The sequence below is a fragment of the uncultured Intestinibacter sp. genome, from assembly GCF_902468165.1.
Lineage (GTDB): Bacteria > Bacillota > Clostridia > Peptostreptococcales > Peptostreptococcaceae > Intestinibacter.
Window position 1 is genome coordinate 17,054 of sequence record NZ_CABQXJ010000011.1, and the last position, 23,008, is coordinate 40,061.

At 29.0% G+C, this 23,008-nt stretch carries 19 protein-coding genes and 1 riboswitch; of the genes, 18 read left to right on the forward strand and 1 reads right to left on the reverse strand.

Translation table 11 applies throughout. The annotated features are described in order from the left end of the window. Positions 1 to 10: 10 nt before the first annotated feature. The 4 genes from lgt to RDX53_RS03575 all read left to right on the forward strand — a co-directional run bounded on the left by lgt (position 11) and on the right by RDX53_RS03575 (position 4,931). Positions 11 to 742, forward strand: a complete 732-nt coding sequence (gene lgt, locus RDX53_RS03560; protein WP_295761498.1) for a prolipoprotein diacylglyceryl transferase — start codon at positions 11 to 13, stop codon at positions 740 to 742. Between the two features lie 56 nt (positions 743 to 798). Next, a complete protein-coding gene (rsmH, locus tag RDX53_RS03565) occupies positions 799 to 1,734 on the forward strand; it encodes a 16S rRNA (cytosine(1402)-N(4))-methyltransferase RsmH (protein ID WP_195929810.1) in 936 nt (311 codons plus the stop codon). An 82-nt stretch (positions 1,735 to 1,816) separates the two neighbouring features. Continuing rightward, positions 1,817 to 1,917: riboswitch (SAM riboswitch) on the forward strand. Positions 1,918 to 2,124: 207 nt separating this feature from the next. Then, entirely contained in the window at positions 2,125 to 3,411 is a 1,287-nt protein-coding gene (locus RDX53_RS03570) for an O-acetylhomoserine aminocarboxypropyltransferase/cysteine synthase family protein (RefSeq protein ID WP_295571461.1), read from the forward strand. Between the two features lie 167 nt (positions 3,412 to 3,578). After that, on the forward strand, positions 3,579 to 4,931 hold the full coding sequence (locus RDX53_RS03575) for an MATE family efflux transporter (protein WP_307993713.1): 1,353 nt from the start codon (positions 3,579 to 3,581) through the stop codon (positions 4,929 to 4,931). A gap of 205 nt (positions 4,932 to 5,136) precedes the next feature. Here RDX53_RS03575 and RDX53_RS03580 read toward each other — a convergent pair whose 3' ends face one another. Next, positions 5,137 to 5,586, reverse strand: coding sequence for a hypothetical protein (locus RDX53_RS03580; protein ID WP_195929807.1), 450 nt, complete (start codon positions 5,584 to 5,586; stop codon positions 5,137 to 5,139). A gap of 316 nt (positions 5,587 to 5,902) precedes the next feature. Between RDX53_RS03580 and RDX53_RS03585 the strand changes: the two genes are divergently transcribed. The 14 genes from RDX53_RS03585 (at position 5,903) to sigG (ending at position 22,897) form a co-directional block, all read left to right on the forward strand. Further along, complete coding sequence (locus tag RDX53_RS03585; protein WP_278474017.1) at positions 5,903 to 6,328, forward strand: MarR family winged helix-turn-helix transcriptional regulator; 426 nt, start codon at positions 5,903 to 5,905, stop codon at positions 6,326 to 6,328. A gap of 115 nt (positions 6,329 to 6,443) precedes the next feature. Then, positions 6,444 to 8,177, forward strand: coding sequence for an ABC transporter ATP-binding protein (locus tag RDX53_RS03590; protein ID WP_307993714.1), 1,734 nt, complete (start codon positions 6,444 to 6,446; stop codon positions 8,175 to 8,177). After that, positions 8,170 to 10,068, forward strand: coding sequence for an ABC transporter ATP-binding protein (locus RDX53_RS03595; RefSeq protein WP_195929804.1), 1,899 nt, complete (start codon positions 8,170 to 8,172; stop codon positions 10,066 to 10,068). The genes RDX53_RS03590 and RDX53_RS03595 overlap by 8 nt, the downstream gene beginning before the upstream one ends. 265 nt (positions 10,069 to 10,333) lie before the next feature. Continuing rightward, a complete protein-coding gene (locus tag RDX53_RS03600) occupies positions 10,334 to 10,681 on the forward strand; it encodes a hypothetical protein (protein WP_295571466.1) in 348 nt (115 codons plus the stop codon). 39 nt (positions 10,682 to 10,720) lie between these two features. Beyond that, entirely contained in the window at positions 10,721 to 12,709 is a 1,989-nt protein-coding gene (locus RDX53_RS03605; RefSeq protein WP_307993715.1) for a penicillin-binding transpeptidase domain-containing protein, read from the forward strand. Between the two features lie 348 nt (positions 12,710 to 13,057). After that, the gene (mraY, locus tag RDX53_RS03610) at positions 13,058 to 14,023 is read left to right on the forward strand and encodes a phospho-N-acetylmuramoyl-pentapeptide-transferase (protein WP_195929784.1); all 966 of its coding nucleotides are present in this window, start codon (positions 13,058 to 13,060) and stop codon (positions 14,021 to 14,023) included. Positions 14,024 to 14,042: 19 nt separating this feature from the next. Continuing rightward, positions 14,043 to 15,398 (forward strand): UDP-N-acetylmuramoyl-L-alanine--D-glutamate ligase, encoded by a 1,356-nt coding sequence (gene murD, locus RDX53_RS03615; RefSeq protein ID WP_307993716.1) that lies wholly within the window; start codon positions 14,043 to 14,045, stop codon positions 15,396 to 15,398. 53 nt (positions 15,399 to 15,451) lie between these two features. Then, positions 15,452 to 16,588, forward strand: a complete 1,137-nt coding sequence (gene ftsW / locus RDX53_RS03620) for a putative lipid II flippase FtsW (RefSeq protein ID WP_307993717.1) — start codon at positions 15,452 to 15,454, stop codon at positions 16,586 to 16,588. A 14-nt stretch (positions 16,589 to 16,602) separates the two neighbouring features. Then, entirely contained in the window at positions 16,603 to 17,820 is a 1,218-nt protein-coding gene (gene murG / locus RDX53_RS03625) for an undecaprenyldiphospho-muramoylpentapeptide beta-N-acetylglucosaminyltransferase (protein ID WP_195929782.1), read from the forward strand. Positions 17,821 to 18,047: 227 nt separating this feature from the next. After that, positions 18,048 to 18,788: a cell division protein FtsQ/DivIB gene (locus tag RDX53_RS03630; RefSeq protein WP_195929781.1), complete on the forward strand. Its 741-nt coding sequence runs from the start codon at positions 18,048 to 18,050 to the stop codon at positions 18,786 to 18,788. A 290-nt stretch (positions 18,789 to 19,078) separates the two neighbouring features. Further along, positions 19,079 to 20,251 (forward strand): cell division protein FtsZ, encoded by a 1,173-nt coding sequence (gene ftsZ, locus RDX53_RS03635; RefSeq protein WP_195929780.1) that lies wholly within the window; start codon positions 19,079 to 19,081, stop codon positions 20,249 to 20,251. Positions 20,252 to 20,455: 204 nt separating this feature from the next. Further along, on the forward strand, positions 20,456 to 21,283 hold the full coding sequence (locus tag RDX53_RS03640; RefSeq protein ID WP_195929779.1) for a sigma-E processing peptidase SpoIIGA: 828 nt from the start codon (positions 20,456 to 20,458) through the stop codon (positions 21,281 to 21,283). A gap of 16 nt (positions 21,284 to 21,299) precedes the next feature. After that, positions 21,300 to 22,034 (forward strand): RNA polymerase sporulation sigma factor SigE, encoded by a 735-nt coding sequence (gene sigE / locus RDX53_RS03645; RefSeq protein WP_279325548.1) that lies wholly within the window; start codon positions 21,300 to 21,302, stop codon positions 22,032 to 22,034. 89 nt (positions 22,035 to 22,123) lie between these two features. Next, the gene (gene sigG, locus RDX53_RS03650; RefSeq protein WP_195929778.1) at positions 22,124 to 22,897 is read left to right on the forward strand and encodes an RNA polymerase sporulation sigma factor SigG; all 774 of its coding nucleotides are present in this window, start codon (positions 22,124 to 22,126) and stop codon (positions 22,895 to 22,897) included. The last annotated feature ends 111 nt before the right edge of the window (positions 22,898 to 23,008 follow it).

The following is a 23,008-nucleotide window of genomic DNA, read 5'->3' on the forward strand; positions in this document are numbered from 1 at the left end:
AGGTGTTTATATGGATAGAGTTGCATTTACACTGTTTGGTGTAGATATAATGTGGTATGGAATTTTAATGGCTACAGGGATGGTCCTTGGAGTTTTTATTGCATTAAGAGAAGCAAAAAGGCTTAATATAAAAGAAGATGATATATTAAATTTAGCTATTATTGCAATCCCTTGTGGACTTATAGGAGCTAGAGCTTATTATGTTATCTTTAACTGGTCTTATTATTCAGGAAATATAGCTGAAATTTTAAACTTTAGAGGTGGCGGCTTAGCAATTCATGGAGCTCTAATTGGAGGAATTTTAGCTGGGTTTATATATGCTAAAGTTAAGAAATTAAACTTCTTTAAATTGGCTGATTGCGTTGTTATAGGTATACCATTAGCTCAAGCAATTGGGAGATGGGGAAATTACCTAAACAAAGAAGCTCATGGGGGACCGACAGATTTACCATGGGGGATAATGGTTGATGGTGTAAAAGTACATCCTACATTTTTATATGAATCTATATGGGATTTAGGTGTATTTATATTTTTGATGGTATTTAGAAAAAAACAAAAATATGAAGGCCAAATCCTTGCTTACTATTTAATATCATATTCTATAGGAAGATTTTTCATAGAAGGACTTAGAACAGATTCACTTATGTTAGGACCATTAAGAATGGCACAAGTTATAAGTTTAGTATTTATAATTATAGGTGTTGTACTAAATTATGTATTAGCAAAAAAATCTAATAGATAACATTAATATAAAAAATACGACAGTTAGAGATTTTACAGAAAGGAAGTGAATTTTTTATGGAATTCCATCACGTATCTGTACTTTTAGATGAATGTATAGAAAATTTAAATATAAAAGAAGACGGTGTATATGTAGACTGTACAATGGGTGGTGCAGGACACTCAAAAGAAATCGTAAAAAGACTTTCAAAAGACGGACTTTTTATAGGGTTTGACCAAGATAAAAATGCAATAGCTACTGCAAAAGAGAGATTAGCAGAGTATTCTGATAGAGTTAGATTTATTCACAGCAATTTTTCAAATATAAAAGAAGAATTAGAAAAAATAGGTGTATATAAGATAGATGGAGTACTAGCTGACTTAGGAGTTTCTTCTCATCAATTAGACGAAGCTGATAGAGGTTTCTCATATATGCACGATGCTCCTTTAGATATGAGAATGGATATTAGAAAGCCATTTTCTGCTTATGATGTAGTAAATACATACTCAGAAGAGCAACTTGCAAAAATAATAAAAGATTATGGTGAAGACAATTGGGCGAAGAGAATAGCTAAATTTATAGTTGAAGCTAGAGATGAAAAGCCAATCGAAAAAACAGGTGAATTAGTTGATGTAATAAAAAAAGCTATCCCTAAAAAAGCTAGAATAGATGGACCACATCCAGCTAAAAGAACTTTCCAAGCTATACGTATAGAAGTAAATAATGAGCTTGGAGTTATAAACAAAATGATAGACGATGCTGTTTCTATGATGAATAAAGGGGGAAGGATATGTATAATTACATTCCACTCTTTAGAAGATAGAATAGTAAAAAATGAATTTAAAGAATTATCGCTTAGCTGTGTTTGTCCACCAGAACTTCCAATTTGTCAGTGTGATAAAGTTTCTGAAGTTAAAGTTATAACTAGAAAACCAATACTTCCAAGCAAAGAAGAAGTTGAGGCAAATCCTCGTTCAAGAAGTGCAAAACTTAGAGTAGCTGAGAAAAAATAATAAATTAGAAAAATATGTAAAAAATATTGTTTAAAATATACTTTAGGTATATAATTATAAATATCAATCTTAACTAAATAAATTCTTATCAAGAGTGATGGAGGGAATAGGCCCTGAGAAGTCCAGCAACCTATATTAGATAGGTGCTAAATCCTACTTATGTTTTCATAAGAAAGATAAGAGAGAATGAGAAATAAAGCTCTTTTATCGTAAGGTAAAAGAGCTTTTTATAGTATATAGGAAATTATATTACTTTATATTTGGCGATAAGTATAATTTTTTAAATATGCTATAAATAATTTTTATCTTTAAAAAAATTTAAAGATATTTTTATATGTTTAATATAAACATTTTACTTGTATTTAACAATAATATATTCGGAGGGATAACATGACAGAAAGAAAACTAGGTTTTAGTACATTACAAATTCATGGGGGACAAGAACCAGATTCAGCGACAGGTTCTAGATCAGTACCAATTTATCAAACAACATCATATTGTTTTGAAAGTGTGAAGTATGGTGCTGATTTATTCGCATTAAAACAAGAGGGGCATATATATTCAAGAATATCAAATCCAACTGTTCAAGTATTTGAAGATAGAATGGCATTACTTGAAGGTGGAGTAGGTGCAGTAGCATTTTCTTCAGGAATGGGGGCTATAAATGCAGCTATACTTAATATAATACAGGCAGGGGATGAAATAGTAGCAGCACCAACTTTATATGGAGGAACATATAATTTACTTTCAAATATGCTTCCTAAATTCGGTATAAAGGTTCATTTTGTAGACCCAGATGATCCAGAGAGTTTTAGAAAAGCAATAAATGATAAGACTAGACTTGTTTATGCTGAGACAATAGGAAATCCAGGGATAAATTTAATCGATATAGAAGCTATAGCAGATATTGCTCATGAAAACAAAATACCATTTATGCTAGACAATACTTTTGGAACACCTTATTTAATAAAAGTATTTGAACATGGTGTAGATATTGTAGTACATTCAGCAACTAAATTTATAGGTGGTCATGGAACTACTTTAGGTGGGGTTGTTGTTGATAGTGGTAATTTTGATTGGATAGGAAGTGGAAAGTTCCCTTGTTTGACAGAGCCAGATATGTCTTATAATGGTCTTAATTATGCAAAAGATGTTGGAGCTGCGGCTTATGCGACTAAATTAAAAGTTCAATGGTTGAGAGATTCAGGAGCTTGTTTAAGTCCATTTAATGCATTTATGTTATTACAAGGTTTAGAAACAATGTCGCTTAGAATAGAAAGACATATAAGCAATACAAAAGCTATAACTGAGTTTTTAAATAATCACCCTCAAGTTGCATGGGTTAATTATCCAGGGCTTGAAGGCAACAAATATTATGAATTAGGGCAAAAATATCTTCCAAAAGGTGCAGGTTCAATATTTACATTTGGCATAAAAGGTGGGCTTGAAGCAGGCAAGAAATTTATAGAAAGTCTTAAAATATTCTCTCACCTTGCAAATGTAGCAGATGCTAAATCTTTAGTTATACATCCTGCAAGTACTACACATGCTCAACTGAATGAAGAAGAACAAGAATCAGCAGGTGTTAGACCTGACATGATAAGAATGTCAGTTGGTATAGAAGATATAAATGATTTACTTTGGGATATAGACCAAGCTCTAAAAGCAACTTTATAAGAATTGTTGTAAGAAAATACCAATAGGTATATAATTTAAATAAGAGAGTAGTTATTGATGTATATTACATTTTTAGCTACTCTTTATAATTTAAAATAGTAAAAATTAATATTATGTATTTTAAAATATCTATATATTTTAAAATCTTTGTGAAAGAAGGGGTTTGAGTGGAGGCAAGTCAGAATAAAGTCAATTATTTATTTTCTAATTCAGACTTAAGAAAATTGATAGGACCATTAATTGTGGAACAGTTACTTTTAATAGTCGTTGGTTTAGTAGATTCAATTATGGTTGCAAGCGTAGGGGAAGCGGCAGTATCAGCAGTATCTTTAGTAGATACTATTATGGTATTAATAACCCAAGTATTTATTGCATTAGGTACTGGTGGAGCTGTAGTTGCAGGTCAATTTTTAGGTCAAAAAAATGAAGAAAAGTCATGTGAAGCATCAGATCAATTAATGTTATTTTTATTAGTAAGTTCTATAGGAATTATGATTTTGGGATATCTGTTAAAATATTTTATATTATACAAGGTATTCGGAAAATTAGAAGCTGATGTTATGGGATTTGCAAATATATATCTATTGATAGTATTTTTATCAATTCCAGCTATAGCAATATATAATGGAGCAGCAGCTTTGTTTAGAGCTATGGGAAATTCAAAAGTGACTATGAAAATATCAATTCTTATGAATAGTGTAAACTTTATAGGAAATGCAATATTAATATATGGACTAAAAATGGGGGTTGTAGGTGCTGCAATTCCTACAGTTTTCTCAAGATATTTAGCAGCTATAATAGCATTTTATCTTATAAGAAATCAAGATTTACAAATTCATATATCAAAAAAGATGTGTTTTAGATTTAATAAAACTTTAATAAAAAGAATTTTATATATTGGCATACCTAATGGACTAGAAAATAGTATGTTCCAACTTGGAAAAATAGTAGTACTAAATTTAGTTGCAAGTTTTGGTACAGCTGCTATTGCAGCAAATGCAGTTAGTAACTGTCTTGCACTTTTTCAAATAGTACCTGGAATGGCTATAGGTCAAGCTGATTTAGCAGTAGTATCACAATGCGTAGGTGCTGATGATGAATACCAAACAAAATATTATACTAAAAAAATGTTGAAACTAAGTTATATAGGAATAATAATCACGAATATATTTATATTTTTAGCATTAAATCTTATTTTAGATGTATATAACTTATCTGAAGGAACTGCCCAAATGACTAAACAAATAATAATATATCATGGTGTTATGGCGATGCTTATTTGGCCATTATCATTTATGATAGCAAATACACTTAGAGCATCAAATGACGTTAAGTTTTGTATGATAGTTTGTATATTCTCAATGTGGATTTTTAGAATAGGTTTTAGTTACATTATAGGAAAATACATGGGATTAGGAGTATTTGGTGTATGGGTAGCTATGACTACAGATTGGGTTGTAAGAAGTATATTTTTTGTATGGAGATATTTGAGTGGAAAATGGAAAGTACATTGGTACTAAAAGTTTTTCATATAAAGAAATCTTTATTCTAAAGACATTTCACAAGGTAGATTTCTTTGAAACACATGTAAGGAAATTATAATTATCTACAAACCAGATAATATATAATTTCCTTAGAATTATAAAACGAGGCTAGTACTAAGCAAATTAAATTTACTTTGTAACAGCCTTTTTTATATTATTTTTATAATCAATATTTTCGTTATTATATATTTCTATTTTCAACAAATACATTTTCAAAGTTAGATTCTTTATTATCTATAACAAGCTTTATAGTATCAAAGAAAACTGCCTTGTCATTTGTGATAGTTGTGTTCTTTTGATATATAACATATAAATTTTGTGATGGAGAACTTGAGTCTAATTTATTTTTATTAGATTCAATATTTAAAGTTTTATTATCCAAGCTACATTTTATATCAGTAAATTCATTTTCTATTCCATTAAAAAATATATAAGTATTTGATTTTGTATTAATTTGATAAACTCCTTCTTTTTGTGAAGCTTCATTTATAAAATTTTTTAGTTGTGTATTGCTAATTGATGAAATATCAACTCTATTTAACTTGACCATGTTGTTAGAAGTATCTTCTTTTTTACAGCCGAAAGCAAATAATGCAATTATGACTAATATTACAATAGATAGTTTTTTCATATGTTTTCCCCTTAAAAATTTATTTTTGATAATAATATTATACTATAGGTTAAATATAAATTATATAAGATTACTTATAACAGTGATTAAATTTTAAGAGACAAATAGAAAGAATAAAACTGGAATAACTTGATATATAAGTATTAGAGAAATATAATTTATATATGACTTTTGTACCAATTAGGGATAGGAGTCTTTTTTTGTGTAAAGAAAATTAAACTATAGAAAAAATAAAAAAATAAAATTACATCTATTGACAATTAATAAAAAAATAAATAAAATATATATAGCAAGCTATATATTTAGGAGAATTAATATGGAAGAAAAAATACTTATAGGTTTTTTAATTAAACAAATACATATAGCATTTGAGACACGTTGTCATAAAAACTTACAAAGATACAACTTGACTCCGTCACAAATGGATGTGCTTTTATATTTAAAAAGACATGAGGAAGATAAACTTACTCAAAGGGATTTAGAGACAGGATTAACACTTAAAAATCCTACAGTTACAGGGTTATTAAATAGATTAGAAGAAAAAGGATTTATAACTAGAGAACAAAATTTAAATGATAAAAGATCTAAATTTATAAAGATGACAGAAAAAACTCAAAGAGTATTAGACGATGCTTATTTATATATACAAGAATTAGATGCCCAAATGCTAAATGGTATTTCAAAGGAAGAACAAAAGCAGTTATTTGATTATATGCATAAAATTTTAGAAAATTTAAAGTAATTCTCATTTAATAATTTTAAGTTGCCCTTAAAATATTATAATGAGAAGTTTATAATGTCAAAAATTAAATAATTTATTTAATTTAAAATAAAATTTATATATTGAGGAGGAAGAAATGATACGAAAATTATCATCATATATTGGTGAATTCAAAAAGAATTCTATAATCACGCCTATATTTATGGTATTAGAGTGTATATGTGAAGTTATAATACCACTATTAATGGCGATGATTATAGACAATGGTCTGAACAATAGTGATATGGGCTATGTAGCAAAAATAGGAATACTTATGCTTGTAGTAGCTATGTTATCACTTCTTTGTGGTGCATTAGGGGCAAAATTTGCGGCAAATGCTTCAGCAGGTTATGCGAGAAACTTAAGACGTGCGATGTTTGAAAATATACAAGATTTTTCATTTGAAAACATTGACAAATATTCAACGGCAGGTCTAGTAACAAGACTTACGACAGATATAACAAATGTGCAAAATGCATATCAAATGATTTTAAGGATGCTTGTTAGAGCACCAATCATGCTTATATCTGCAATGGTAATGTCAGTTTTAATTAATCCAAGTTTATCACTAGTATTCTTTGGAGCAGTAATATTCTTAGGGTTAATATTAGCGCTTATAATAAAAGTTGCATTTCCTAGATTCACAGCTGTTTTCAAAAAATACGATGCATTAAATGCAAGTGTACAAGAAAACTTAACAGGAATAAGAACTGTAAAATCAGCAGTAAGAGAAGAGTTCGAAATAAATAAATTCAAAAAAGCTTCAGGAGATGTAAAAAATAGTTTTATATTTGCAGAAAAATTAATAGTACTAAATGCTCCAGTAATGCAAATTACTATGTATACATGTATATTACTTTTATCATGGTTAGGGGCTAAAATGATAGTTTCAAATACTATGACAACAGGTCAACTTATGAGTTTCTTCACATATTCAACACAAATACTTATGTGTTTAATGATGTTATCTATGGTATTTGTTATGATAACTATGGCTAAATCTTCAGCAGAGAGAATACTTGAAGTTTTAGATGAAGAAAGTACTATAAAAAATCCTAAAAACCCTATAAAAGAAGTAAAAGATGGGTCTATATCATTTGAAAATGTAGATTTCTCTTATGCTAATGATAAAGACAAATTAAACTTAGAAAATGTAAACTTAGAAATAAAATCTGGTGAAACAATAGGAATTATAGGTGGAACAGGTAGTGCAAAATCTACATTAGTTCAATTAATACCAAGACTTTACGATGTTACAGCAGGAAGTATAAAAGTAGGTGGAGTAGACGTTAGAGACTACGATATAGATACTCTTAGAAATGAAGTTTCTATGGTTTTACAAAAGAACGTACTGTTCTCAGGTACTATAAAAGAAAATCTAAGATGGGGAGATAAAAACGCAACAGATGAAGAATTAGTAGATGCATGCAAAAAAGCTTGTGCAGATGAATTCATTCAAACATTCCCAGATGGATATGATACTTATATAGAACAAGGTGGTACAAATGTATCTGGTGGTCAAAAACAAAGACTTTGTATAGCTAGAGCATTACTTAAAAAACCAAAAATATTAATTTTAGACGATTCAACAAGTGCAGTTGATACAAAAACAGATGCTACAATAAGAGCTGCTCTCCAAAATGATATAGCATCTACAACTAAAATAATAATAGCTCAACGTATATCATCAATAGAAGCTAGTGATAAAATCATAGTTTTAGATGATGGTAAAATAGACGCTATAGGAACACATGATGAATTAAAAGTAAACAACGCTATATATAGAGAAGTTTATGAATCACAAGTGAAAGGAGCTGACGATAATGAGTAAACAATTTGCTAAAGGAAATAAAAAAGCTCCAGGAAACAACCCTATGAAAACTTTAAAAAGAATGATTAGTTATATTTTTAGAGATTATAAATTTTTATTCTTTATAGTTTTAATAACATTATTTATAAGTTCTATTGTTTCAGTAGTAGCAAACTTATTCTTAAAAACATTAATAGATGATTATATAGTTCCACTATTAGGACATAATAACCCAAGCTTTAAAGCATTATTAACAGCTTTAGCTATAATGGCTGCTATTTTCTATACAGGTGTAATATCAACTTATATATATAGTAGACTTATGGTTAATATATCTCAAGGAACATTAAAAAATATCCGTGATGATTTATTTGAACATATGGAAAAACTTCCAATCAAATACTTCGATACACATGCTCACGGAGATATAATGAGTATATACACAAATGATACAGATACATTAAGACAGATGATAAGTCAAAGTATACCTCAACTTATCTCTTCTGTAATAACTATAGTAGGGACTTTTGTTTCTATGATAGTACTAAGTCCAATACTTACAATATTAATAGTTCTTATGGTATTTGTAATGTATCAAGTAATGAGAATATTAGGCTCTAAAAGTGCTTTCTTCTTTGGAAACCAACAAAGAGATATAGGTAAAGTTAATGGATATATTGAAGAAATGATGGAAGGTCAAAAAGTCGTTAAAGTATTTAGTTATGAAGAAGATTCTAAAAAGAAATTTAACGAATTAAATGACTCATTATTTAATAGTGCTGACAATGCCAATAGTTTTGCAAATATGCTTATGCCTATAATGAATAACATAGGAAATATAAGTTATGTTTTAATAGTTGCAATAGGAGCTGTACTTGCAATAAGTGGTGTAGGAAATTTAACTTTAGGTGCATTAGCATCATTCTTACAATTAACAAGAAGTTTCAATATGCCAGTTGCGCAAGTATCTCAACAATTTAACTCAATAATAATGGCTCTTGCTGGTGCAGAGAGAATATTTAACTTAATAGATGAAAAGCCAGAAGTAGACGACGGATATGTTACATTAGAAAATGCTATAGAAGAAGATGGCGAAATAAAACCAGTAAAAGAACGTACAGGAACTTGGGCTTGGAGACATCCACATAAAGCGGAAGGAACTGTAACATATACTAAATTAACTGGGGATGTTGTATTTGAAGGTGTAAACTTCGGTTATAACGACGACAAAATCGTATTACATGATATAAATATGTATGCTAAGCCAGGACAAAAAGTAGCATTTGTTGGTGCTACAGGAGCTGGTAAAACTACAATAACAAACTTAATAAATAGATTCTATGATATACAAGACGGTAAAATAAGGTATGATGGAATTAATATAACTAAAATTAAAAAAGACGATTTAAGAAAATCGCTTGGTATAGTTCTTCAAGATACTCACTTATTTACAGGAACAGTTATGGAAAACATCAGATACGGTAAATTAGACGCAACTGATGAAGAAGTAATCGCTGCTGCAAAACTTGCAAATGCACATGGATTTATAGAACATCTAAAAGATGGATATAATACTGTATTAACAGGAGATGGAAGCAACTTATCTCAAGGTCAAAGACAACTTTTATCAATAGCTAGAACGGCAATTGCCAACCCTCCAGTTTTAATACTAGATGAAGCTACATCAAGTATAGATACTAGAACAGAAAAAATTGTTCAAGATGGTATGGATAAACTTATGGAAGGTAGAACAGTATTCGTAATAGCGCATAGATTATCAACTATCAAAAACTCTGATGTTATCATGGTTTTAGAACAAGGTAGAATAATAGAGCGTGGAAACCACGATGAATTAATAGAAAGAGGCGGCAAGTATTATCAATTATATACTGGTGCTTTTGAATTAGATTAAAAATTATATAAATATTATAAAATATGCTCAGTTAGTAAATCTAACTGGGCATATTTTTTTGTTTGAATAAAAAAAATATAGAAAAATTATATAGAAAAAGAGCTAAATTTGAATAGATATGTATATTTTTAGAAAAATTTTTTTAGAGGAAGATATATCTAAAATAAATAATTCTTTAATGATAGGAGTTATATGTTTGGAAAAGTTATTTACTTAAATTTGTTAAAAAATAAAATTAAATTTTTCTAATTAAGGGGGCGGTCATATGAAGGAAAAAAACGAAAAAGTAAAGAGTTTTAAAGCATATAAGAAGAGGAAAAAGAATAAGAATAAAAGAGGTATATTTAAGAAAAAAACAGGAATATTGGTGCTTGTTTTAATTGTAGCAGTTGGAATAGGAGATTTATGTATTTACCAGATTTCTTCTAGCTTAAAATACGATATATACTATTTAGAAAAAGATTTAAAAGAAAAACAAAATAAGCTACAGACATTAGAAGTTGAAAAAAGGGTAAACCAAAATTCAAAAAAAATTGAAAAAGATGCTAGCAAAAAATTAGATATGATTTATCCTGCAGAATATCAAAAAAAATATATTTCTGTGGATGATTAAATAATATGATTTTTATACATTATAAAGAGGAGGATGATTATGAAGAAGATAAGAATCAGAAGCAAAAAAAGGCTAGTTTTAGTCCTTGTTTGTGCGTGTACCTTGTTCTTAGTATTAATAGTCCGAACTTGTTATCTACAACTTATAAAAGGAGAGTGGCTGAGCACAAAAGCATCTGAACAACAAACTAGAGAAATACCAGTTGAATCAAAAAGGGGAACAATATACGACAGAAATATGAAGGAGATGGCAGTTAGTGTCACAAAATATACTATTTGGTGTAAACCTGTTGAAGTAAAAGATAAGAAAGAAGCAGCTAAAAAAATTTCAGAAATTGTTAAAGATAAGGATTATGATGAAATATTAAAATTATTATCTAAGACAAATCAAGCATTAGTCAGAATTCAACGTTGGGTAGATGATGATATTGCAGATAAAATTCAAAATGCATCTATTCCAGGTATATGGATATCAGAAGACCCACAAAGATATTATCCATATGGCAATTTTGCACCATATGTATTAGGTCATACATCATCAGATGGAGAAGGTGTAACAGGAATAGAGCTACAGTACAACAAAGAATTAAAAGGTCAAGATGGAAAATTAATTGTCAGTACAGATGCATCTGGTAGAGAAATCAATCAAGGGGTAGAACAATATTATGAAGCAGTTCAAGGAAATGGAATTGTTTTAACGATAGATGAGGTAATCCAAAGTTATGCTGAAAAAGCAGCTCAAAGGGCATATGAATTAAACAATGCTAAGAGGGTTAAAATAATAGCGATGGACCCTAAAACAGGTGACGTTTTGGCAATGGCATCAAAACCAGATTATGATCCAAATCAACCTACAAAGGCAATATATCCATACTTTGAAGAATTATTAGACAGCTATGACGACGACAAAAAAATAAATGCTTACTATGAAATGTGGAGAAATACTCTTATAAGTGATACTTATGAACCTGGATCTACATTTAAACTTGTAACTGCTACATCATCAGTAGAAGAAAACGTAATAAAACCAAATGAAAAATTCACATGCACAGGTAGTGTAACTGTAGAAGGTAGAAGAATTAAATGTTGGAGATCTTATAGACCACATGGTAGTGAAACATTTGAACAAGCAGTTCAAAATTCATGCAACCCAGTATTTGTAGAGCTAGGAAAGAGACTCGGCGTAAGTAGATTATATGATTACATAGAAGCCTTTGGTCTTACAAGTAAAACAGGTATAGATTTGACTGGTGAAGCCAACAGTATACTATACAAAGAAAAAGATGTAGGTCCTGTAGAGCTTGCGACTATTTCTTTTGGTCAATCAATATCAGTAACCCCTATCCAACTAATAACTGCAGTTTCATCAATAGCAAATGACGGAAAATTGATGCAACCAAGATTAGTCAAAGCATATACAGACAACGAAGGCAACATAACAAAAGAGGTTGAACCTAAAACTGTAAGACAGGTAGTATCAAAAGAAACATCACAAAAAATGTTAAAAGTTATGGAATCTGTCGTTACTGACGGTGGAGGTAAAATAGCTTATCTTCCTGGATATAGACTAGGAGGAAAGACAGGAACAGCACAAAAGGTTATAGATGGACAATATGCACAAGGTAAGTATATATGCTCATTTATTAGTGTAGCCCCTGTTGATGACCCTCAAATAGTAGTACTTGCTATAGTCGACGAACCGACAGACGTAGTTGCATTTGGTTCAACTACAGCAGGTCCAATTATAAAAGAAGTAATGAGCCAAAGTTTAGAATATTTAGGAGTTAAAAAGATTTATACAGAAGAAGAGAAAAAAGAAAATGAAAAGAAACAAGTTAAAGTTCCAGATGTAAGAAACTTAACAATAAAAGAAGCCACAAAAGTGCTAGAAGAAAGCAACTTAGAATCAAATTTAGATACAGATATAGAAGTAGACGAAAAAAATATAGTTACAGATATGTTTCCAAAGCCAGGAGTAAAAGTAAACGAAGGTTCAAGTATAACCCTATACTACAACAATAATAAATAAATATACAGCAAGTAAATACATTATAAAACTCTAGACATTATACATATACATTTAATAATATTAAGATAAAGTGAATGAAAGCGTTACGACGTAATACTTATATTATAAATATCTTCAAAAATGAGGCGATTTGGTATATAATTAATAAGATTGGAGATGTAGATAGTATTATAAATAAGTTTTTAAACTTGGAAACATAATATCACAACCAAAATTTTTACAGTCATCACACAAAACTTTAAGATTAAAATGTATAAATAGGAATATTTAGCATAAAAAAAGTTAATAATCGCAAATGAAAAATAATTAATTAAAAAAGATGAAACAACAGGGAGAGGAGTTTTAATAATGTTAGGAATTAAACAACTTACGTATACAGCAATGATTGGTTTCTTAATAGTAGTAATACTTGGACCAATATTTATACCAATGCTTGCTAGATTTAAATTTGGTCAAACGGTTAGAGATGAAGGACCTCAATCTCACTTAGCAAAAAACGGAACACCAACAATGGGTGGTGTTATGATGATAGTAGCTATATTAATTACAGGGCTTACAAGAGCAAAAATAAGTCAAGGACTGATAGTTGGACTTATTTGTATAGTAGGATTTGGTTTTGTAGGATTTTTAGATGACTTTATAAAAATAAAAATGAAAAGATCGTTAGGTCTTAAAGCTTATCAAAAGATAATACTACAGTTTGCTCTTGCTTTATATATTGCATATTATCAATATAGTGCATCACCAAGCGCAACACAACTTGTTATACCATTTACAAACCATATAATCAATTTAGGAATATGGTATATACCATTTATGATGATATTCATAATAGGAACTGTAAATGCAGTTAACTTAACAGATGGACTTGATGGTCTTGCATCAGGTGTTACTTTAATAGTATCATGTTTCTTCATACTATTTGCAGTATCAATATCTAATTCTGATGTAGCTATACTTGCTGCAGCAACAGCAGGTGCTTGTTTAGGATTCTTAGGATTCAATGCATATCCTGCAAAAGTATTTATGGGAGATACAGGTTCAATGGCATTAGGTGGAGCAGTAGTTGCATTTGCTACTCTTACTAATTCACCACTATTAATAGTAATAGTAGGATTTATCTACTTAGCAGAAGCTTTATCTGTTATGATACAAGTAACTTACTTCAAATTAACTAATGGTAAAAGAATATTTAAAATGGCGCCATTACACCACCACTTTGAACAATGTGGATGGCCAGAAACAAGAGTTGTATTCATATTCTGGATTGCAACAGTAGTTTTATGTTGGATAGGTGTTTTAGCAGTATTTTAAGTGATGGGGGTAAATTAAAATGGATTTAAAAGGAAAGAATGTTTTACTTATAGGTTTAGCAAAGACTGGTATATCAACTATTAAATTATTAGATAAATTAGAAGCTAAGATAACAGTTAACGATATAAAAACTGAAGAAAAATTAGCAGATATATTAGAAGAATTAAAAGATATAAAAAATGCAACTTATATACTTGGATATCATCCAGAAGAAGTAGATCATATCGATTTAGCAGTAGTATCTCCTGGGGTACCTCTTGATTTACCATTTATACAAAAACTATATTCTAAAAATATAAAAGTAATTGGTGAAGTAGAATTAGCATATGAATTATCAAATAATCCTACTTTCATAGGTATAACAGGTACAAATGGAAAAACAACTACTACATCTTTAGTAGGAGAGATATTTAAAACAGCTAAATGTGACACATATGTAGTTGGAAATATAGGAAAACCAGTTATAGAAACTGTCGGTATAGCTGATGAAAAATCTTTCTTAATTACAGAGCTTAGTAGTTTCCAATTAGAAAGTATAGTAGAATTTAAACCGAAAGTAAGTATGATACTTAATCTTTCACCAGACCATCTAAATAGACACCATACAATGGAAAATTATATAATGGCAAAAGCTAATATATTTAAAAATCAAGACGAAAATGATTTTACAATATTAAATTACGATGATGAAGCAGTTAGAGCTTTATCAACTAAATGTAACTCTCAAGTTTTATACTTCTCTAGAAAACACCAAGGTGTAAGAGGAGTATATGTAAACAATGAAGGTAATATAGTAATAAATATAGATAAAGAAATAGTACTTCTTCACGAAGATGAACTTAGCTTACAAGGTGGACATAACTTAGAAAACTGCATGGCTGCAGCGTTAAGTGCATATGTTTCAGGTATAGATATAGAAGTAATAAGAGAAGTATTAAAAACTTTTAAAGCAGTAGAACATAGACTAGAATATGTAAAAACTGTAAATGGAGTTATGTACGTAAATGACTCGAAAGGTACTAATCCAGACTCAACTATTAAAGCAGTAACTTCTTATAAAAAGCCTATTGTATTAATAGCTGGTGGATATGACAAAGATAGTACTTATGACGAACTTTTAGATATTGCAAAACAAAATGTAAAAGCTTTAGTATTATTAGGTGAAACTGCACCAAAAATAGAGGCTTGTGCAAAAACTAAAGGATTTGAAACTATAAAAATAGTAAAAAGTATGAAAGAAGCAGTAGAAACTTCTGCTCAGCTTGCAAATGAAGGTGATGTAGTTTTACTTTCACCAGCTTGTGCAAGTTGGGATATGTACACAAGCTTTGAAGTGAGAGGACGCGACTTCAAAGATAATGTAAACAATTTATAATTTAACCTCTTCCTTCGAAGCTAATAGCGATGAGGAGGGTGGTAGTCATTCATATGCCTAATGAAAGTTTGAAAATTAAAAAGCAAATTACAAAGGGGATGAAGACGGAGTTTGATTTAGTAATTTTTTATACAACAATAGCCTTAGTACTATTTGGAATAGTTATGGTGTTTAGTGCAAGCTATGTTCAAGCATCATTTAAACACCATGATGGCTATTTTTTCTTAAAAAGAGATATAATTTATGCAGTGCTAGGGTTTGTGGGAATGATGTTCATGTCAAATATAGACTATAATATTTGGAAGAAAAATTCATTGCCACTTTGTATATTTACTGTTATATGTTTAGCGTTAGTTTTGACACCATTAGGTATAGAAGCTAACGGTGCTAAAAGATGGCTAGGTGTAGGTGGAGCTACATTTCAGCCATCGGATATAGCAAAATTTGTAACTATAGTAATTACAGCAAAAGTCATAGAAAAAAGATATGAAAATATAAAATCTTTGACAAAAGGTGTTATACCAATTTTAATAATTCCATCAATATTTTTTATATTAATAATGTTACAACCTAATATGTCTACAGCTGGGACTATAATAATAGTTGTATTTATTATGTTGTTTGTAGCAGGAATGAATATGAAATTCGTAATGACTATGTTAATTGCAGGTATTGGATTATTTGGAGTTTTAGTCATTGCAGAACCATACAGATTAAAAAGATTTACAGCATTCTTAGACCCATTTCAAGATCCACTTGGAAGTGGATATCAAGTTATACAAAGTCTTTATGCAATAGGCTCTGGCGGCCTTTTTGGGCTGGGACTTGGCAAAAGTAGACAAAAATATTTTTACATACCAGAACCTCAAAATGACTTTATTTTTGCCATAATTGGCGAAGAGTTAGGTCTTGTAGGTTGTATTTTAGTTATAATGTTATTTGTAATATTAGTATATAGATGTGTGAAGATAGCCTTAAAATCAAAGGATTTATTTGCATGTATGGTAGTGATAGGAATCGGTGCCCAAATAGGAATACAAGCAGCATTCAATATAGCTGTTGCAACATCTTCTATGCCAGCGACTGGGGTGGCACTTCCATTTATAAGTTATGGAGGAACCTCGCTCACGGTGCTGATGGGTGAAATTGGAATTGTGTTAAACATCTCAAAAAAAGTAAAAATTAATTAACAGGAGATGATGAAGTGAAGGTATTATTAGCCGGTGGCGGTACTGGAGGCCATGTATACCCAGCTATAGCTATAGCAAATAAAATAAAAGAACATAATCCTGATTGTGAAATTTTATTTGTTGGAACTAAAAACGGTATAGAATCTGAAATAGTTCCAAAAGCAGGTTTTGAATTAAAAACAGTCACAGTTCAAGGTTTTAAAAGAAAAATAGATTTAGACAACATAAAAAGAGTATTTAAACTATGTAAAGGTTTAGAACAATCTAGAAGAATCGTAAAAAAATATAAACCAGATATCGTAATCGGTACTGGAGGATATGTAAGTGGACCAGTTTTATTTAACGCAGCAATGAACAAAAGAGTAACTATAGTCCATGAGCAAAACTCTTTCCCAGGTGTTACAAATAAAATATTATCTAAAGTAGCAACTAAAGTTCTTACAAGTTTTGAGGATTCTCACAAAAGATTCCCAGAAGCTAGTCAAGATAAACTAGTTCTTACAGGAAACCCAGTAAGAAAAGAAATATTAAATTCTAGAAAATTTATAGCGAGAAAAAATCTAGGTATTAGCGAAGATAAAAAAATGGTACTATGCTACGGAGGTAGTGGTGGTTCTGAAGAAATAAACGACGCTATGAGACTTGTTATAGAAAACATGGTAAAAGAAGATGTTGCATTTATATTTGCGACAGGAAAAGTTTATTATGATGAATTTATAGAAACTATAAAAGATATCGAACTTAAACCATACCAAAGAGTTATGCCTTACTTAGATAATATGGCTGATGGTCTTGCAGCAAGTGACATAGTAATCGGTAGTGCAGGTGCAATATCTTTAGCAGAGATAACTGCTCTTGGAAAACCTTCAATAATAATTCCAAAAGCTTATACAGCAGAAAATCACCAAGAATACAATGCTAAAAGTATAGAATCTCAAGGTGCAGGAATTGCAATTTTAGAAAAAGATTTAACACCACAATCTTTAAATGAAGCCGTATTTAAATTACTTGGAGACAAAGAATTACTAATAGATATGGCAAATAATGCAAAGAAAATAGGTAAACCAGAAGCAATTGACTTAATCTACAATGAAATAATGAAATCTTATAATGAAGCTGTTGGCTCTAAAAAGAAAAACAAAAAGCAAAAAGAGCAATCTGAAGTTAAAGAAGAAAATGTAGAACAACAAACTGCACAAGAACCTAAAGTTATAGGAATAAAGAAAAAATAAGTTAATAATTTAAATATAAAAGATATAGAATTAATCAAAATAAATTGATTTCCTCTATATCTTTTTTTGATAATAAAATACAAAGCTCGATATATTTTGGCTTTTTTATATAAACCATAAAAAGAATTAGTATTAATTTGTTTCAAAAAAATTAATTTATATGTAGGAAATATTATCATCGGTGTAGTATTTTTGATTTATAAACTTATATTTTCAGGAGTGGTTTTATGAAAAAGAAAAGAAGGAAAATAAGAATAAATCGATTGATAATGTTATTTCTATTTATATTCCTATTTTGTTTTTGTTTTATAGTATTTATAAGAAGTGATTTTTTCTGTTTAAAAAATATAGATGTAGTAAATAATCAAGTTCTTTCAAAAACTGAAGTCAAAGATTTAGCTAAAGTTAGTACAGGTAAAAATTTATTTTCATATGATTTAAAAAAAATCAAGGCAAATGTAAGTGAAAGTAGATACATAGAAAGTGTAAAAGTTAAACTTTCTATACCACATTCAATAATAATAGATGTAAAAGAAAAAGGTATTAATTGTGTTTTGAAAGATAAAGGCGACAATTACTATTACATTGACGAAGACATGAATTATATAGATAAAGTAAAGTATGAAAAAATAAAGGATAACTGTCCAATAGTTCAAATTGATTTTACTATAAAAGATAATAAATTAAATTTTGAAAATAAAAATGATAAGAAAAAATTAGCTTCATTGCTGAAAAATATTAAAAAAGAAGGACTAGATAATAAAATCAATAGTATTGCTTTTTTAGATAACAGCACAATTAACATGAACACAAAAGAGGGAATAAAAGTCATAATTGATAAAAAAGGTGATATGAAACATGATATGGCAAAATTGACTCAAATTTTAACTGATTTAAAAAGTCAAAATATAAATTACGGAAAAATTGATATGACATTTTCAAAATACACCTTATATACATATAAATAATATGAGAAAAAGAAGTACAAAAAGTAAAAATAAGTACAATTTAACGTTTTTTAGTATATAAGTTATATATATTATAAAAAGTTTAACAAATTAAATAAAATAAATGATATAATATAGATGTTATATTTAAAATAGGTTTAATAGTACATAAGACATTTGAAGTAGTAGACAATTTAGAGACAACAATAAAATATATTTATTTTAATAAATATACATTAAATATTTAAATATTAAATGATATAATTAATATATATATAGAAATAATTACAAGAGAGGGAGGTTTCGATATTATGCTAAGCTTTGATTTAGAAACTGATAATAATGCTAAGATAAAAGTATTTGGCGTTGGTGGCGGTGGAAACAACGCTGTTAATAGGATGATCGAAGAAAAAATAAAAGGAATTGAATTTATATCAATTAATACAGATAGACAAGCATTAATTACATCGAAAGCAGAAAATCAAATTCAAATAGGAGAAAAACTTACAAGAGGGTTAGGCGCAGGTGCAGACCCAGAAGTAGGGAGAAAAGCAGCTGAAGAAAGTAAGGAACAAATAGAACAACTATTACAAGATACTGACATGGTATTTGTTACTGCCGGAATGGGTGGTGGAACAGGTACAGGGGCAGCTCCAGTAGTTGCACAACTTGCAAAACAAAAAGGTATCTTAACTGTAGGTGTTGTTACTAAACCTTTTGGATTTGAGGGTAAAGTAAGAATGAAAAATGCAGAAGCTGGGATTGAAGAATTAAAAGCTAATGTAGATACATTAATAACTATACCAAATGACAGATTACTAGAAGTAGTTCAAAAAAATACATCTATAGTAGAAGCATTCTCTATAGCTGATAATGTATTAAAACAAGGTATACAATCTATATCTGACTTAATAAAAGTTCCTGGACTTATAAACTTAGACTTTGCAGACGTTACATCTATAATGAAAGATAAAGGTCTAGCTCATATGGGTATAGGTAATGCTAGCGGTGAAAATAGAGCTATAGAAGCTGCTAAAGAAGCAATACAATCGCCATTATTAGAAACTTCTATAAGAGGTGCTAAAGGCGTATTACTTAACGTAACAGGAGGACCAAGCTTATCATTATTCGAAGCAAATGCTGCATCTAACTTAATAACAGAATCATGTGATCCAGATGCAAACATAATCTTCGGGGCGTCTATAAGAGAAGACTTAGAAGATGAAATAATGATAACTGTAATAGCTACTGGCTTTAATGAAGCTCCTCAAGGTGGATATGTTGAACCAACTCCAATCAAAAAAACTGAAATACCACCAGTTGCTAAACCAGAACCAAGACCTGTGATTCATCACCATGAACCAGTTCAAGAGCCTGAACCAGTAATCGAACCAAAAATAGAAAAAAGACCAGAACCAGTTAGAAATAACGACTGGGATGATGAAATGGAAATACCAACTTTCTTAAGAAATAAAAGAAGATAGTTAATAATAGATAAAAAAACTTTCAATAATATTGAAGGTTTTTTTATTTTTTTGCATATTTTTAGAAAAAGTATTTTGAATTCGACTGTTAGAAATGACAAATTATTTAAATGAAGTATTCTATAATATATTTAAGAAAAAGTTTAAAAACATTCATAGATTTTAGTACATTGTGTGATTAAGTAAGAAAGAGGAGAAGATATAATGTATTTAGATTATTATATTCTAGAAAACTTACTGATTAACTATATTATAATAAATTGTACTACATATATTACAAAAATATACACAAAAAAATTTAAGCAAATATGTGGAGCTATAATAGGTACTATCTACAGTGTTATGTATATCTATAAAGACTTAGAAATCTTTTTTACCCTACCTTCTAAATTTATATTTTTTATAGTAATCGTTTTAATATCTTTCAATGTAACTAATAAAAAAGATTTTTTTAAGATACTTTTCAATTTTTATCTAGTAAATATATTTATATCCGGAAGCACTTATTTTGTTATTTATTTTACAGGTATTAGTCATATGACTATATCTTTTTTTATAATATGTTCTTATATTAGTTGTAAATTATTGAAAAAAATAGTTAATGATTTTAGATTGCTAAAGCATATAGATGATATAACTAAAAAGATAAGAATAAAAATATTAGATAAGAATATAGAATGTATAGCATTATTAGATAGTGGAAACCTTCTACAGGATCCTATTAGTAAAAGTGATGTTGTAATAATCAAGGCAAGTCTTTTAGAAAATTTTTTACCAGAAAATTATAATTTCGAAAAAATGGATATGTCAGATATCCAGAGTTTAACAGAGTGTTTAGAACCAAATCTTTCGTCGAGAGTTAGAATAATACCTTATAAACATGTAGGTGACAACAATGCCGGAATGATTTTGGGGATAAAAGCAGATTATCTAGACGTAGATAATAAAAAAATAAGTAATATTATTCTCGGCATATCCAATTTTGAAGATGAAGGATATAGTGCAATTTTGAATCCGAGAATATTATATTAAAAAGGAGGACTTTTAATTGATATTACAAGTAAAGAAACTAAAAAGATTATTGTTTATGAAGTTAATTAAATTAGGCAATAAGCTAAAACTAATAAAACCTGATAGTTGTTATTATATGGGAGGTGTAAATGTACTTCCACCACCACTAACACTTGAGGAGGAAAAGGAACTATTACAAAAATTAGAGTACGATGACAATATAAAGACGATTTTAATAGAGAGAAACCTTAGATTAGTCGTTTATATATCGCGTAAATTTGAAAATACGGGAATAGATATGGAAGATTTAATTTCTATAGGTACAATAGGGCTTATAAAAGCAGTAAATACATTTAATTTAGATAAAAATATAAAACTAGCTACATACGCATCTAGATGTATAGAAAATGAAATATTGATGTGTCTTAGAAAGAATAATAAGAAAAAATCAGAAGTATCTTTTGATGAACCGCTAAATGTGGATTTAGATGGAAATGAACTTTTATTGTCAGATGTATTGGGAACTGATAATGATGAAATTTATAAAATAATTGAAGAAGAAATAGATAAGAATTTATTATTTATGGCACTAGATAAATTATCCGATAGAGAAAAGCAAATTATGGAATTAAGATTTGGTTTGAGCACAAAAGGAAAAGAAAAAACTCAAAAAGAAGTCGCTAACATACTTGGAATATCTCAATCCTACATTTCGAGATTGGAAAAAAAAATAATTTCCAGATTAAAAAAAGAAATGAAAAAATTTGTTTAATAGATAAATAAGTCCTTATTAAAAGTATAAAAATATATGATGTGTAAATAATTTCATATATAGAATCTTTTAAGAGAGGACTGAAATTTATGATTATAAATAAGGTTGAAATTTGTGGTGTAAATACATCCGAACTTCCTGTACTAAAGGCTGATCAAATGAGAGACCTATTAGTAAAAATTAAACAAGGAGATGAGGACGCAAGACAGAAGTTTGTAAAGGGCAACTTGAGATTAGTTCTAAGTGTTATCCAAAAATTTAATAATAGAGGAGAGAATGTAGACGACTTATTTCAAATAGGATGTGTTGGACTTATAAAAGCTATTGATAATTTTGATTTAAGTCAAAATGTAAGGTTTTCTACTTATGCTGTACCTATGATTATAGGCGAAATAAGAAGATACCTTAGAGATAACAACCCAATTAGGGTCTCACGTTCATTAAAAGATATAGCTTATAAAGCATTACAAGTAAGAGAAAAATTAATCAGAACGAATTCAAAGGAACCTACAATATCAGAAATAGCAAAAGAACTAGACATGGAGGTAGAATCTGTAGTTATGGCTCTTGATGCAATACAAGACCCAATATCATTATTTGACCCTGTATATCAAGATAATGGTGATGCAATATTTGTAATGGATCAAGTCCAAGACAAAAAGGATACAGATGAAAACTGGCTAGAAGAAATAGCTCTAAAAGAAGCTATAAAAAAATTGAGTTCAAGGGAAAAATTAGTCCTTGATTTAAGATTTTATAAAGGAAGAACTCAAATCGAAGTAGCAGATGAAATTGGTATTTCTCAGGCTCAAGTTTCTAGAATAGAAAAAAATGCCCTAAAAAATATGAGAAAATACATCTAAAAACAAAATACTAAAAATTAAAGCTGTCGTAATAGTAATTTAATTGTTTACTTTGCGACAGTTTTATTGTATATATCACTAAAATATTTGATTATTTTTTAATAATGTGTA